We start from the raw sequence: 14,415 nt of genomic DNA, 5'->3' as shown, positions 1-14,415 counted from the left end.
GCGACTTGCGCGAGGTCGCTTACGCGAGGTCCCGCTTGGCTACGCGAGGTCCCGCTTGGCCGCGATCTTCGACGACAGGCTGTAGATGTCGATGAAGCCCTTGGCGGCGGCCTGGTCGAAGGTGTCGCCGGTGTCGTAGGTGGCGAGGTTGAAGTCGTACAGCGACGACTGGGACCGACGGCCGGTGACGACGGCGCGGCCGCCGTGCAGGGTCATGCGGATGTCGCCGGAGACGTGCTCGTTGGCCTCGGTGATGAAGCCGTCGAGGGCGCGCTTGAGCGGGGAGAACCACTGGCCGTCGTAGACCAGTTCGCCCCAGCGCTGCTCCACCTGCCGCTTGTAGCGGGCGAGTTCGCGCTCGACGGTGACGTTCTCCAGCTCCTGGTGGGCGGTGATCAGGGCGATGGCGCCCGGAGCCTCGTACACCTCGCGGGACTTGATGCCGACGAGACGGTCCTCGACCATGTCGATCCGGCCGATGCCCTGGGCGCCCGCGCGCTCGTTGAGCTGCTGGATGGCCTGGAGGACGGTGACGGGGCGGCCGTCGATGGCGACCGGGACGCCGCGCTCGAAGGTGATGACGACCTCGTCGGCCTCGCGGGGCTCGGCCGGGTTGGAGGTGTACTCGTAGATGTCCTCGATCGGCGCGTTCCAGATGTCCTCCAGGAAGCCCGTCTCGACGGCACGCCCGAAGACGTTCTGGTCGATGGAGTACGGGGACTTCTTGGTGGTCGCGATCGGGAGGTTCTTCGCCTCGCAGAAGGCGATCGCCTTGTCGCGGGTCATCGCGTAGTCGCGGACCGGGGCGATGCACTTCAGATCGGGGGCGAGGGCGACGATGCCGGCCTCGAAGCGGACCTGGTCGTTGCCCTTGCCGGTGCAGCCGTGGGCGACCGTGGTGGCGCCGTGCTTCTGGGCGGCGGCCACGAGGTGCTTGACGATGGTCGGCCGCGAGAGGGCCGAGACCAGCGGGTACCGGTCCATGTAGAGGGCGTTCGCCTTGATCGCCGGGAGGCAGTACTCCTCGGCGAACTCGTCCTTGGCGTCGGCCACTTCGGCCTCCACCGCACCGCACGCGAGGGCGCGCTTGCGGATGACGTCCAGGTCCTCGCCACCCTGGCCGACGTCCACCGCTACGGCGATGACCTCGGCGCCCGTCTCCTCGGCGATCCAGCCGATGGCGACGGAGGTGTCCAGTCCGCCTGAGTAGGCGAGTACGACGCGCTCGGTCACGGTTTTCTCCTCACGTGCATTCGCTGTTATGCATGAGTATGCAGAAGTCTGCATGATTCGTCAATCGCGGCACGCGGGTAGCCAGCAGGCATGGGAAAGACATATGAGCGCATCGACGGCAGGCTGCGGAGATTCATCGAGGACCAGCCCCTCTTCTTCACGGCGACCGCACCCCTGTCCGGCGACGGCACGGTCAACCTCTCCCCCAAGGGGCTGAAGGGCTCCTTCGCCGTCCTGGACGACCTCACGCTGGCCTATCTCGACTTCGCGGGCTCCCACGCGGAGACCATCGCCCACCTGCGCGAGAACGGCCGGATCACCCTGATGTGGTGCGCCTTCCAGGGGCCGCCCAACATCGTCCGCGTCCACGGCCGCGGCGAGCCCGTCTTCCGCGACGACCCCCGTTTCCCGGAGCTCCTGGCCGCGTTCCCGGACATCGACCCCGCCCGGCACGGCCTGCGGGCCGTCATCGTGGTCCGCGCGGACCTGATCCGCGACTCCTGCGGCTACGCCGTCCCGTACATGGCCTACGAATCGGACCGCGAACTGCACGGCAAGCGCTTCGCCCGCGAGGACGACGCCTCGCTGAGCGCATACTTCGCGAAGAAGGACCACATCGCCACGAGCCTCGACGGCCTGCCGGGACTGCCGCTGCCGCTTCCGCCGACCGGGGGCTAGAGGGTGTTTCTCCCTAGCCCTCCCGGGGCAGCCGCACCTCGAACGTCGTGCTTCCCGGCCCGCTCTCCAGGCTCACGGCTCCGCCGTGCGCTTCGACCACCGCCGACACGATCGACAGGCCGAGCCCGGCCCCTCCGCCCGGGGCGTCCGCGAGGCGCCGGTGTTCCGCGCGGGTGAACCGCTCGAAGACGTGGGCGCGGACCTCCTCCGGGATGCCGGGGCCGTCGTCGCGCACGCGGAGGCGGGCCGCGCCGTCCTCGGCCGTCAGGGTGACCGTGACCTCGGTGCCGGGCGGGGTGTGGAGGCGAGCGTTGGCCAGGAGGTTGGCCAGGACCTGGTGCAGCCGGTGGGCGTCGCCGGTGACGGTGACCGGCTCCTCGGCGAGATCCAGGGTCCACCGGTGGTCCGGGCCCACGGCGCGGGCGTCGGTGACCGCGTCCAGGACCAGGCGGGTGAGGTCGACCGGACGGCGTTCCAGGGGGCGCCCCGCGTCGAGGCGGGCGAGCAGCAGCAGGTCGTCCACCATCGCGCCCATACGGGCGGACTCGGCGGCGATGCGCTCCAGCGCGCGGGTGACCTCGGCCGGGACCGGGCCGGGGTGCAGCAGCGCGAGTTCCGCGTGCCCGCGCACCGAGGCGACCGGGGTGCGCAGTTCGTGGCTGGCGTCGGCGGCGAAGCCGCGCAGCCGCTCCTCGCTCGCCTGCCGCTTGGTCAGCGCGTCCTCGACATGGCCGAGCATGTGGTTGACGGCGGTCGCGACCCGGCCGACCTCGCTGCGCGGCTCCGCGACCGGCACCCTCGGCGGGAGGGCCACCTCGCCGCTGGCCAGCGGAAGTCCGCTGACCCGGGTGGCGGTCGCGGCGACCCGGTTGAGCGGCCGCAGCGACCAGCGGACCCAGAGCGCCCCGGCCACTCCGGTGACCACGAGGGCGAGCCCGAAGACGACCCCGGAGACCAGCTCCAGCCGGTGGACGGCGGCCTCCACCGGCTCCAGGGGAAGTCCGACGACCAGGACGTCGCCGTCCCGGCCCCGGTCCGCCGTCAGCCGGTAGTCGCGCAGCGCGGACAGCCGGACCGTGTGCGGGCCGCCGTCGGGCGGCAGCGCGGCCAGCGCCCGCTCGTCCGCCGGGGTCAGGGCGACACCCAGGTCGGCGGTCGGATCTCCGGCCCGCACGAGGCCGCGGTGGGTGACCTTGCCGTCGACCAGCCGGGCGCCGAAGGTGCCCGCCGCCTGGCGCCGGGTGTCGCCGTACTCGTCGCCGTCGTGGTCGTCGGGCAGGACGCCGTGGTGTTCCAGGCTCTCCGGGAACCGGTCGCCCGCCTCGACGAGCTGCTGGTCCAGGCGCCGGGTGAGGAAGCCGTTCAGCTCCACGACCGCGGCCAGGCCCACGGCCGCGCAGCTCACGGCGAGCAGGACGACCAGCCCGGCGGTGAGCCGGGCGCGCAGGGTGCGGGGAAGGTGTGGCCTCCACAGCGGCAGGTTCGGCCACCTCACCGGCACACGCGGCCACCTCACCGGCAGACGCGGCCTCCTCACCGGGCCACCGGCTTCAGCACGTACCCCGCCCCGCGCACGGTGTGGATCATCGGCTCGCGCCCGGCGTCCACCTTCTTGCGCAGGTAGGAGATGTACAGCTCGACCACGTGCGCGCGGCCCCCGAAGTCGTAGGACCACACCCGGTCGAGGATCCGCGCCTTGCTCAGGACGCACCGCGGGTTGCGCATGAGGTAGCGCAGCAGCTCGAACTCGGTCGGTGAGAGTTCGATCAGCTCGCCGCCCCGGGTCACCTCGCGCGCGTCCTCGTCCATGACCAGGTCGCCCACGGTCAGGCGCGGCCCCTCGGTCAGGAGGCGGGCCATGCCCGCGCGGCGCAGGAGTCCGCGCAGCCGGGCGACGACCTCCTCCAGGCTGAAGGGCTTGGTCACATAGTCGTCGCCGCCCGCCGTGATCCCCGCGATGCGGTCCTCGACGGCGTCCCGCGCGGTGAGGAAGAGCACGCAGACGCCGGGCTCGGCCTCCCGCAGCTGGCGCAGCACGGCGAGGCCGTCGGTGTCCGGCAGCATCACGTCCAGGACCACGGCGTCGGGCCGCAGCTCCCGTGCCGCGGCGGCGGCCGAGGCGCCGTCGCCCGCCGCGCGCACCTCCCAGCCCTCGTAGCGCAGGACTCCGGTGAGCACCTCCGCGAGGTCGGGGTCGTCGTCCACGACGAGGACGCGCAGCGGGGTGCCGTCGGGACGGGTGAGCGTGGGGCGGCCGGAGCGGGAGGTGTTCATCGCGCTCTCCAGCATCGCCGACGCGAAGGGGTGTGGTGTGCCCTCCCACCTCTGAGTTTCCTCTGAGAACCCGGGATCCGTTCAGAGGTCCCTCAGAACTTCGCAGCGCACAGTGGCGGTCCTGACGGACGAAGGGACGACACCGATGACCACCGTGGACGAGTGGCGCGCGGCACCGCCCGTGTCACCCCCGGCCCGCCGCTCGCCTGCCGTACCCGTGCTGATCGCGCTGTGGGCGGGCGCGGCGGCCGTGCTCGCGCTGTGGTGGAGCGGTACGGACACGGTCGTGGGCGCGGCGGGCCGGCTGACCGGCGCCGGGCGGATCACCGGTCTGCTGTGCGGGTACGCCTGTGCGGTCCTGGTCGGCCTGATGGCGCGGGTGCCGCTGCTGGAGACGCGGATCGGCTCGGACCGGGTGGCCCGCTGGCACGCCCTGGCCGGGCGCTGGACGGTCTCCCTGCTCACCGCACACGTGGTGCTGATCCTCGCCGGGTACGCCGCGCAGGACCGGGCCTCGCTGTGGCACGAGACGGTCACCGTGGTCCTCGACTACCCCGACATGCTGAAGGCGACGGCGGGCACGGTCGTGCTGTTCGCGGTGGGGATCACCTCCGCGCGGGCGGTGCGCCGCCGCACGAGCCACGAGTTCTGGTACCGCGTCCATCTGCTGACCTACGCGGCCGTGTTCCTGGCCTTCGGGCACCAGGTGGCCCTGGGCGCGGACCTCGGCGGGCGCGGGGCGAGCGCCGCGTGGTACGCGCTGTACCTCTCGGCCGCGGCGCTGGTGCTCTGGTTCCGTGTGCTGGTCCCGGTGCGGCTCAATCTGCGGCACCGGCTGCGGGTGGAGTCCGTGCGGGCGGAGGCGCCCGGCGTGTACTCGGTGGTCGTGACCGGACAGCGGCTGGACGAACTCGGCGCGCGGTCCGGCCAGTTCTTCCGCTGGCGGTTCCTCGGCGCGGGCCTGGGCGGCACCTCCACGCCGTACTCGCTCTCCGCGTCGCCGCTCCCCGGCCGGCTGCGGATCACCGTGAAGGCGCTGGGCGACCACAGCGCGAGGGTCGCACTGCTGCGGCCGGGCACCCGCGTGTGGGCGGAGGGGCCGTACGGCTCGCTCACCGCCGAGCGGGCCACGAGCCACCGGTCCCTGCTCATCGCGGCCGGGGTCGGCATCACCCCGCTGCGGGCGCTGTTCGAGACGCTGCCCGGGGAAACGGCGCTGCTCTACCGGGCACGCGGGCCAGAAGACCTGGCCCTGCGGGGGGAGTTGGACGTGATAGCGAGCCGACGCGGCGCCACCGTGCGGTACGTGCTCAACGGGCCGCACGGCGAGCGCCCGGTCCTCACCCCCGAGTGGCTGCGCTCGGCGTACCCCGGTCTGCCGGGACACGACGTCTACCTCTGCGGCCCCCACGGCTTCGCCCAAGGCGTCTACGAGGCACTGCGGGCGGCTGGCGTCCCGGACCGGCGCATCCACCACGAATCGTTCGAGCTGTAGGACCCAGAGGAATCACCGTGCATCCCCTGCGCAAGAACCGGCCCCTGCGCCGTACCGTCCTGGCCTGCGCGGCCGCCGTCGCCGTGACGGTGCTGCCCCTGTCGCTGAAACCGCACACGAACCCGGCAGCGACGGCCGTCCCGTCGCGGGCGTCGTCCGGCGCGAGCGCAGGCAGCCGCACCGCCACCGGAGACACCGCGCAGACGCGGTGGGGACCGGTCCAGGTGCGGGTCACGCTCGAGGACGGCAGGCTCACGGAAGTGACCACGCTCCAGCAGCCGTCGGACAATCCGCGCGACCAGGAGATCAACGCGTACGCCCTGCCCCGGCTGCGCGCCGAGGCGCTGGCGGCCCAGAGCGCGGACATCGACACGGTGTCGGGAGCCACCTACACCAGCACCGGATACCGGCAGTCGCTCCAGTCCGCGCTCGACTCCGCCGCACGCTGAACACTCGGCGCGTACCGCTCGTATGTGTGGGCCAAGGGTCAAGTCCCCACGGAGGAACCGTGACCACCACGCTTGCGGGCGGACGCGCCGCCCGCCGCCAGACGATGCGCCGCATCCGTCCGCGCCGCTCCCCCGCCGTTCCGCTGCTGCTGGCGGTGTGGGCCGGGGCGGCGGCCGTGTTGTGGCTCTGGTGGCACAACACGCCGTCCATCGCGGACAACGCGGGCCGGATTCTGAACGCGGGCCGGATCACCGGGCTGCTCGCCGGATACCTGATGGCGCTGGTCGTGCTGCAGATGGCGCGCGTACCCGCGCTGGAGCGGCGGGTCGGCTCGGACCGGGTGGCCCGCTGGCACGCGATGAGCGGCCGTTACACGCTCAGCCTGGTCCTCGCGCATGTCTTCCTCATCATGTGGGGGTACGCGCTCCAGGCGGGCAAGTCCCTCGGGGACATCGTGCAGCAGACGATCGACTCGGTGAACCAGCTGCCCGACATGGGCAAGGCGGCCATCGGCACGGGCCTGTTCGTGGTGATCGGCCTGTCGTCCATCGGTGTGGTGCGGCGCAGGCTGCCGTACGACACCTGGTACCACGTGCACCTGCTGACGTACGCGGCCGTGTTCCTGACGTTCTGGCACCAGATCACCACCGGCAACGACTTCGCGGTGGAGCCGACCGCCAAGACCTTCTGGTACGTGCTCTACGGCGCGGTGACCGCGCTGGTGCTCTGGTACCGGATCATCGTGCCGGTCCGGCTGAACATGCGGCACCGGATGCGGGTGGAGGCGGTGATCGAGGAGTCGCCGGGCATCGTGTCGGTGCTGATCTCGGGCCGCAAACTGCACCGGATGGGCGCGCAGGCGGGCCAGTTCTTCCGCTGGCGGTTCCTGGCCCCTGGGATGCGGTTCAGCTCGCACCCGTACTCGCTGTCGGCGGCGCCCCGCCCGGGGATGCTGCGGATCACCGTGAAGGCGATCGGCGACCACAGCGCGCGGCTGCGCGAGCTGACGCCGGGCACGCGGGTGTGGGCGGAGGGGCCGTACGGCGCGCTCACCGCGCAGCGGCGCAGCCGGGGCAAGGTGCTGCTGGTCGCGGGCGGTGTCGGCATCACGCCGATGCGGGCGCTGTTCGAGACGCTGCCCGGCGCGGCCGGTGACATCACCCTGCTCTACCGGGCCAACACCACGCAGGACCTGGCCCTGTGGGACGAGCTGGCGACCATCGCGGAGGAGCGCGGCGCCCGGCTGATGTACGCGGTGAACAGCCCGGAGGGGCGGCGCCCGGACATCTCGGCGGAGAACCTCCAGCGCAAGATCCCCGACATCGATCACCACGACGTCTTCATGTGCGGCCCGCCCGGATTCGCGCAGTCGGTGTACGAGGCGCTGCGCGACGCCGGGGTGCCGGCCCGCCGTATCCACCACGAGTCGTTCGAGATGTGAGCGGCGCTCACCGAAGACCGTTCGCACAAGACCTGGAGCCCTGGAAGACATGAGGAAGAGCCACCCGATTCGGCGGGTCGTGCTGGCCACCGCCGCGACCGTGTCCGGCGTCGTGCTGCTGCTGTCGCTGAAGCCGTCCTCCGACCCGTCCTCGGCGTCGGCGGCGGGCGCGGCCCCGCAGCAGACGGCGGCCGCGCAGGAGTCGCCGCAGGGCGGCGCGGAGCAGGCCGGTACCCGGGCGGTGACCGGGGACGTGGTCCAGACGCAGTACGGGCCCGTGCAGGTGCGGCTGACCGTCAGCGGCGGGAAGGTCACCAAGGCGGAGGCGGTCCAGGCGCCCAAGGGCGGCACCAGCGACCAGAAGACCGCCCTCTCCGTGCCGAAGCTCAACCAGGAGGCGGTGGCGGCGCAGAGCGCGGACATCGACTCGGTGTCGGGGGCGACGTACACGAGCACGGGGTACAAGAAGTCGCTCCAGTCGGCGCTGGACAAGGTGAAGGCGTCGGCACCCGCTCCGGGGTCGGGGTCGGGGTCGGGGTCCAACTCCGGTTCCGGCGGGGCCGGTTCGGCCGAGGCGGCCGCTCCGCGTACCGTCACCGGCAAGGCGGTGCAGACGCCGTACGGCGCCGTCCAGGTGCGGATCACGGTCAGCGGCAAGAAGATCACCCGGGCCGAGGCGGTCCAGGCGCCCAAGGGCGGCACCAGCGACCAGAAGACCGCCCTGTCCGTGCCGAAGCTCAACCAGGCGGCCGTGACGGCCGGGAACGCGGACATCGACTCGGTGTCCGGGGCCACCTACACCAGCACCGGATACAAGCAGTCGCTGCAGTCCGCGCTGGACCAGGCCGGTGGCTGACCGGGTGGCCGAGGGGGTGAAGGACTCCGTGGTGCGGCACGCGGAGGAGGTCATGGGGACCGTGTTCTCCTTCGACGTGCGCGGCGGCGAGGCGGACGCGGTGCGCGCGGCGCTGGACGAGGCGGTCGCGGGCCTGCACCGCGTGGACGCCCTGTTCAGCACCTACCGCGAGGACAGCGAGGTCTCCCGGCTGGCCCGGGGCGAGCTGACGGTGGAGCGGTGCGCGCCGGAGGTCGCCGAGGTGCTGGAGCTCGCGGCCGAGGCGGAGCGGGTGAGCGAGGGCTGGTTCAGCCCGCGTTACCGGGACTCGCTGGACCCGACCGGGATCGTCAAGGGCTGGTCCGCCGAGCGGGCGGCCCTGGCGCTGGCGGCCGTGGACGGGGTGCGCGGGGTCAGTGTGAACGGCGGCGGCGACGTGCAGATGTGCGGCGCCCCGGAGCCGGGGCGGGCGTGGCGGGTGGGCGTGGCCGATCCGTTGCGGCCCGGCGGTCTCGCGGCGGTGATCTCGGCGGCCGGCGCGGAGGAACTGTCCGTGGCGACCTCGGGGACGGCCGAGCGGGGCGCGCACATCGTGGACCCGCGCACCGGCAAGTCGGCGGTGACCGACCTGGTCGCGGTGACGGTGGTGGGCCCCCGGCTGACCTGGACGGACTGCTGGGCCACGGCCGCCTTCGCGATGGGCTCGCGCGAGGGACTCGACTGGCTGGAGTCGCTGCCGGACGTGGAGGGCTTACTCATCACGGCCGGGGACGAGGTGCGCTGTACCGGGGGGCTGGCGACGCGGCTCGGCTGACCGGCCGCCGTATCGCGCCTACGCGGCGCACCCGGCAGGGGGCGCGGGGAGTGTTCGACACTCCCCGCGCCCCCTTCGCCGTACGGGCAGCCGTCACTGGCCGTTCTGGGCCAGCCGGAGCAGATGGTCGGCGAGCGCCTGGCCGCCGGTGGGGTTGCGGCTGATGAGCAGGAGGGTGTCGTCACCGGCGATGGTGCCGAGGATGTCCTGCAGTTCGGCCTGGTCGATGGCCGAGGCGAGGAACTGGGCGGCGCCGGGCGGGGTGCGCAGCACCACGAGGTTGGCGGACGCCTCGGCGGAGATCAGCAGCTCCTGGGAGAGCCGCCGCATCCGCTCCTCCTTGGCGGACTCCCCCAGCGGGGCGCGCGGGGTGCGGAAGCCGCCCTCGCTGGGCACCGCGTAGATCAGGTCGCCGTCGGTGTCGCGGATCTTGACCGCGTTCAGCTCGTCGAGGTCGCGGGAGAGCGTCGCCTGGGTGACGCTCAGTCCGTCGTCGGCGAGCAGCTTGGCGAGCTGGCTCTGCGAGCGCACCGGCTGCCGGTTGAGGATGTCCACGATCCGGCGGTGGCGGGCGGTGCGGGTCTGCGGCACCGCGGGACCGGCACCCCCCGCCTGTCCGTGGTCCTGCGCCTGGCTCATCGTCGTCTCATTCTCCGGCTCGTCCGTCCTCTCGGCTTGCGTCGAGGATGCCGGGGAGCGCCTGGAGGAAGGCGTCCGTCTCGTCGTCGCGGAGGTTCAGCGGGGGCATGAGCCGTACGACGTCGGGGGCGGGCGCGTTCACCAGGAACCCGGCTTCCTGGGCCGCCGCCTGCGCCTGCGCCGCGTACGGTCCGGAGAGCACGATACCCAGCAGGAGCCCCGCGCCCCGTACATGGTCGACGAGCGGGTGGCCGAGCGCCTCGATTCCCTGGCGCAGGTTCTCGCTCTGCCGCTTGGCGTTCGCGAGCAGTCCCTCGGTCTCGATGGTGTCGAGTACGGCGAGTCCGGCGGCGCAGGCGACCGGGTTGCCGCCGAAGGTGGTGCCGTGCTGGCCGGGCTGGAGCAGGTCGGCGGCACGGCCGAAGGCGAGGGTGGCACCGAGCGGGAGTCCGCCGCCCAGGCCCTTGGCGAGGGTGACGATGTCGGGGAGTACGCCGTCGTGGGCCTGGTAGGCGAACCAGTTCCCGGTGCGGCCGACGCCGGTCTGCACCTCGTCCAGGACCAGCAGGGCGCCGGTCGCGGCGGTGATCGCGCGGGCGGCCTTGAGATAGCCGGGCGGCGGGACCACGACGCCGTTCTCGCCCTGGATGGGCTCGATGATGACCATGGCGGTCTCGTCGGTGACGGCGTCGGCGAGCGCGCGGGCGTCGCCGTAGGGCACGTGGGTGACCTCGCCGGGCAGCGGCAGGAACGGGGTCTGCTTGGCGGGCTGTCCGGTGAGCGCGAGGGCGCCCATGGTGCGGCCGTGGAAGCCGCCGGTGGTCGCGACCATGTGGGTGCGCCCGGTCAGCCGGCCGATCTTGAGGGCGGCTTCGTTGGCCTCGGCGCCGGAGTTGCAGAAGAACACCTTGCCGTCCCGGCCGAACAGGCGCAGCAGGCGTTCGGCGAGGGCGACGGGCGGCTCGGCGACGAAAAGGTTGGAGACATGGCCGAGGGACGCGATCTGCGTGCTCACGGCCGCCACGATCGCGGGGTGCGCGTGGCCGAGGGCGTTGACCGCGATGCCGCCGACGAAGTCGAGGTACCGCTTGCCGTCGGCGTCCCACACGGCGGTGCCCTCGCCCCGCACGAGGGGCAGGCGCGGGGTGCCGTAGTTGTTCATGAGGGCGCCCTGCCAACGAGCGGTCAGTTCGGCGTTGTTGACGGTGCTCGTGTCGCTCATGACTCCCCCGGGGTGTCCGGCTCGTCGTCGGGCACGACCATGGTGCCGATGCCCTCGTCCGTGAAGATCTCCAGCAGGATCGAGTGCTGGACCCGGCCGTCGATGACGCGGGCGGTGTTCACGCCGTTGCGTACGGCGTGGAGGCAGCCCTCCATCTTGGGCACCATGCCCGAGGAGAGCTCGGGCAGCAGTTTCTCCAGCTGGGTGGCGGTGAGGCGGCTGATCACCTCGTCGGAGTGCGGCCAGTCCTCGTAGAGACCCTCGACGTCGGTGAGGACCATGAGGGTTTCGGCGCCCAGCGCAGCAGCGAGTGCCGCAGCCGCCGTATCAGCATTGACGTTGTAGACATGACCGTCGTCCTCGGAGCGGGCGATGGAGGAGACGACCGGGATACGGCCGTCCGCGAGCAGGGCCTCGACGGCGCCGGTGTCGATCTCGGTGATCTCGCCGACGCGCCCGATGTCCACGAGTTCGCCGTCGATACGGGGGGTGTGGCGGGTCGCGGTGATGGTGTGCGCGTCCTCGCCGGTGAGGCCGACGGCGAGCGGGCCGTGCGCGTTGAGCAGGCCGACCAGCTCGCGCTGGACCTGGCCCGCGAGCACCATCCGTACGACGTCCATGGCCTCCTCGGTGGTGACCCGGAGCCCGGCCTTGAACTCGCTGACGATGCCGTGACGGTCGAGCGCGGCGCTGATCTGCGGGCCGCCGCCGTGCACGACGACCGGCTTGAGCCCGGCGTGGCGCAGGAAGACGACGTCCTGGGCGAAGGCGGCCTTCAGCTCCTCGTCCACCATGGCGTTGCCGCCGAACTTGATGACGACGGTCTTTCCGTGGTGCCGGGTGAGCCAGGGCAGCGCCTCGACGAGGATCTGGGCCTTGGGGAGCGCGGTGTGCTTCCGCGTGGGGCTGCTCATGAGGAGTACGCGCTGTTCTCGTGGACGTAGTCCGCGGTCAGGTCGTTGGTCCAGATGGTGGCCGTCTCGGTGCCCGCGGCGAGGTCGGCGACGATGTGCACCTCGCGGTAGCGCATGTCGACCAGGTCGCGGTCCTCGCCGACGGAGCCGTTCTTGCAGACCCAGACGTCGTTGATGGCGACGTTGAGCAGGTCGGGGTCGAAGGCGGCCCTGGTGGTGCCGATGGCGGACAGGACGCGGCCCCAGTTGGGGTCCTCGCCGTGGATGGCGCACTTGAGGAGGTTGTTGCGGGCGATGGAGCGGCCGACCTCGACGGCGTCCTCCTCGGTGGCCGCGTTGATCACCTCGACCTTGATGTCCTTGCTGGCGCCTTCGGCGTCGCCGATGAGCTGACGCCCGAGGTCCTCGCAGACCGCGCGCACGGCCTCGGTGAACTCCTCCTGGCCGGGCGTGATGCCGGAGGCGCCGGAGGAGAGCAGCAGGACGGTGTCGTTGGTGGACATGCAGCCGTCGGAGTCGACCCGGTCGAAGGTGACCTTGGTGGCGGCGCGCAGGGCCGTGTCGAGTCCTTCGCCGTCCACGTCGGCGTCGGTCGTGAGGACGACGAGCATGGTGGCGAGGCCGGGGGCGAGCATGCCCGCGCCCTTGGCCATGCCGCCGACGGTCCAGCCGTCGCCGCTGACGACGGCCGTCTTGTGGTGGGTGTCGGTGGTCTTGATGGCGATGGCGGCCTTCTCGCCGCCGTGCTCGGACAGCTGGGCGGCGGCCGTCTCGATCCCGGGCAGCAGCCTGTCCATCGGAAGGTGGACGCCGATGAGCCCGGTGGAGCAGACGGCGACCTCGATCGCGCCGCGCCCAAGGACCTCGGCGGCCTTCTCGGCGGTGGCGTGGGTGTCCTGGAAGCCCTTCGGACCCGTACAGGCGTTGGCCCCACCGGAGTTGAGGACGACGACGGAGACCTCGCCGCTCCTGACCACCTGCTCCGACCACAGCACCGGGGCGGCCTTCACGCGGTTGGCGGTGAAGACGCCGGCGGCGGCTCGGCGGGGGCCGGTGTTGACCACGAGGGCCAGGTCGGGGTTGCCGTTGTCCTTGATCCCGGCGGCGATGCCCGCCGCGGTGAATCCCTTGGCCGCTGTGACGCTCAAGGCGCGACTCCGATCGTGGAAAGCCCGGTGGTCTCGTCGAGCCCGAGGGCGATGTTCATGCTCTGTACGGCACCGCCCGCGGTGCCCTTGGTCAGGTTGTCGATGGCGCTGATCGCGATGACGCGGTGGGCGTCGGGGTCGTACGCGACTTGCAGCTGTACGGCGTTGGAGCCGGTGACCGACGCGGTCGCGGGCCACTGTCCCTCGGGGAGGAGGTGGACGAACGGCTCGTCGGCGTACGCCTTCTCATAGGCGGCGCGCACGGCCTGGGCGTCCACCCCCGCGTGCGCCTTCGCACTGCACGTGGCGAGGATGCCGCGGGGCATGGGGGCGAGGGTGGGGGTGAACGAGACGGACACCCGCTCCCCGGCCGCCGCACTGAGGTTCTGGATCATCTCCGGGGTGTGCCGGTGACCGCCCCCCACCCCGTACGGCGACATCGACCCCATGACCTCACTGCCGAGCAGATGCGCCTTGGGCGCCTTGCCCGCGCCGGAGGTGCCGGAGGCGGCGACGACGACGGCCTCGGGCTCGGCGAGTCCGGCGAGGTACGCCGGGACGAGAGCGAGGGAGACGGCGGTCGGATAGCAACCGGGCACCGCGACGCGCTTGGACCCCTCCAACGCGGCGCGAGCACCCGGGAGTTCGGGAAGACCGTACGGCCAGGTACCGGCATGCGGGCTCCCGTAGAACCGCTCCCAGTCCCCGGCGTCCTTCAGCCGGAAGTCGGCGCCCATGTCGATGACGAGCACATCCGGCCCGAGCTGCTCGGCGACGGCGGCGGACTGCCCGTGGGGCAGCGCGAGAAAGACGACGTCGTGCCCCGAGAGGGTCTCGGCGGTCGTCTCCTCCAGCACCCGCCCGGCGAGCGGCACCAGCTGCGGCTGCAACGCCCCGAGCCGCTGCCCGGCATTCCCGTGCGCGGTCACGGCCCCGACCTCGACGCCCGGGTGCCCGAGCAGCAGCCGCAGCACCTCCCCACCGGCATACCCACTGGCGCCGGCGACAGCTACGCGGACCGTCATGTCAGCCTCCTTCATTGGCATGACTATACGTAGTGCTGCACGTTTATGCAATGACCTGATGGGTGTGACGCACAGGAGGGGCGGGTCAGCGCCTGGCTCGACCGGCCGATACTCGTTGACCTACGGCCCGCAGTACCGCTGCTCTGCATGCGACGCATGGCTTTGCGCAACCTGCGGCGGCAGACCCGTGGCGGATGCAGGTGTCTGTTGCGGGGCGTGCTCCACCCCCCCAGACGTCGCAGGGTCC

14 protein-coding genes are annotated in these 14,415 nt (G+C 72.3%); 6 read left to right on the top strand and 8 right to left on the bottom strand.

The annotated features are described in order from the left end of the window. Positions 1–39: 39 nt before the first annotated feature. Positions 40–1,233 carry an argininosuccinate synthase gene (locus tag AB0E91_RS17510; RefSeq protein ID WP_361781977.1) on the bottom strand — a complete coding sequence of 398 codons (1,194 nt, stop codon included), beginning with the start codon at positions 1,231–1,233 and terminating at the stop codon, positions 40–42. Between the two features lie 90 nt (positions 1,234–1,323). Between AB0E91_RS17510 and AB0E91_RS17505 the strand changes: the two genes are divergently transcribed. Next, complete coding sequence (locus AB0E91_RS17505; protein WP_361781974.1) at positions 1,324–1,911, top strand: pyridoxamine 5'-phosphate oxidase family protein; 588 nt, start codon at positions 1,324–1,326, stop codon at positions 1,909–1,911. Positions 1,912–1,924: 13 nt separating this feature from the next. Here AB0E91_RS17505 and AB0E91_RS17500 read toward each other — a convergent pair whose 3' ends face one another. Both AB0E91_RS17500 and AB0E91_RS17495 read right to left on the bottom strand, forming a co-directional pair. Next, positions 1,925–3,406, bottom strand: coding sequence for a HAMP domain-containing sensor histidine kinase (locus AB0E91_RS17500; protein WP_361781971.1), 1,482 nt, complete (start codon positions 3,404–3,406; stop codon positions 1,925–1,927). 38 nt (positions 3,407–3,444) lie between these two features. Continuing rightward, positions 3,445–4,185: a response regulator transcription factor gene (locus AB0E91_RS17495; protein ID WP_361781968.1), complete on the bottom strand. Its 741-nt coding sequence runs from the start codon at positions 4,183–4,185 to the stop codon at positions 3,445–3,447. Between the two features lie 145 nt (positions 4,186–4,330). Between AB0E91_RS17495 and AB0E91_RS17490 the strand changes: the two genes are divergently transcribed. From AB0E91_RS17490 to AB0E91_RS17470, 5 genes are read left to right on the top strand one after another with little or no spacing between them, the layout of a single operon-like run. Then, on the top strand, positions 4,331–5,680 hold the full coding sequence (locus AB0E91_RS17490) for a ferredoxin reductase family protein (protein WP_361781965.1): 1,350 nt from the start codon (positions 4,331–4,333) through the stop codon (positions 5,678–5,680). Positions 5,681–5,697: 17 nt separating this feature from the next. Next, entirely contained in the window at positions 5,698–6,129 is a 432-nt protein-coding gene (locus AB0E91_RS17485) for an FMN-binding protein (protein ID WP_361781962.1), read from the top strand. A gap of 59 nt (positions 6,130–6,188) precedes the next feature. Continuing rightward, positions 6,189–7,571: a ferredoxin reductase family protein gene (locus AB0E91_RS17480; RefSeq protein ID WP_361781959.1), complete on the top strand. Its 1,383-nt coding sequence runs from the start codon at positions 6,189–6,191 to the stop codon at positions 7,569–7,571. Between the two features lie 49 nt (positions 7,572–7,620). Further along, positions 7,621–8,427: an FMN-binding protein gene (locus AB0E91_RS17475; RefSeq protein ID WP_361781956.1), complete on the top strand. Its 807-nt coding sequence runs from the start codon at positions 7,621–7,623 to the stop codon at positions 8,425–8,427. Between the two features lie 52 nt (positions 8,428–8,479). Further along, positions 8,480–9,220 carry an FAD:protein FMN transferase gene (locus AB0E91_RS17470; RefSeq protein WP_361782456.1) on the top strand — a complete coding sequence of 247 codons (741 nt, stop codon included), beginning with the start codon at positions 8,480–8,482 and terminating at the stop codon, positions 9,218–9,220. 93 nt (positions 9,221–9,313) lie between these two features. Here AB0E91_RS17470 and AB0E91_RS17465 read toward each other — a convergent pair whose 3' ends face one another. From AB0E91_RS17465 to argC, 5 genes are read right to left on the bottom strand one after another with little or no spacing between them, the layout of a single operon-like run. After that, positions 9,314–9,859: an arginine repressor gene (locus AB0E91_RS17465; protein ID WP_161183317.1), complete on the bottom strand. Its 546-nt coding sequence runs from the start codon at positions 9,857–9,859 to the stop codon at positions 9,314–9,316. Positions 9,860–9,866: 7 nt separating this feature from the next. Further along, a complete protein-coding gene (locus tag AB0E91_RS17460) occupies positions 9,867–11,081 on the bottom strand; it encodes an acetylornithine transaminase (protein WP_361781952.1) in 1,215 nt (404 codons plus the stop codon). Then, on the bottom strand, positions 11,078–11,995 hold the full coding sequence (argB, locus tag AB0E91_RS17455; protein WP_361781950.1) for an acetylglutamate kinase: 918 nt from the start codon (positions 11,993–11,995) through the stop codon (positions 11,078–11,080). The genes AB0E91_RS17460 and argB overlap by 4 nt, the downstream gene beginning before the upstream one ends. Then, positions 11,992–13,143, bottom strand: coding sequence for a bifunctional glutamate N-acetyltransferase/amino-acid acetyltransferase ArgJ (gene argJ, locus AB0E91_RS17450; RefSeq protein WP_361781947.1), 1,152 nt, complete (start codon positions 13,141–13,143; stop codon positions 11,992–11,994). Before argJ ends, argB begins: the two co-directional genes overlap by 4 nt. Then, positions 13,140–14,168 carry an N-acetyl-gamma-glutamyl-phosphate reductase gene (gene argC / locus AB0E91_RS17445; RefSeq protein ID WP_361782453.1) on the bottom strand — a complete coding sequence of 343 codons (1,029 nt, stop codon included), beginning with the start codon at positions 14,166–14,168 and terminating at the stop codon, positions 13,140–13,142. The genes argJ and argC overlap by 4 nt, the downstream gene beginning before the upstream one ends. Positions 14,169–14,415: the final 247 nt, after the last annotated feature.

It is taken from the genome of Streptomyces sp. NPDC026659, assembly GCF_040638245.1.
In the GTDB taxonomy this organism is placed as follows: Bacteria; Actinomycetota; Actinomycetes; order Streptomycetales; family Streptomycetaceae; genus Streptomyces.
This window is presented reverse-complemented; position numbering and strand designations above follow the sequence as displayed.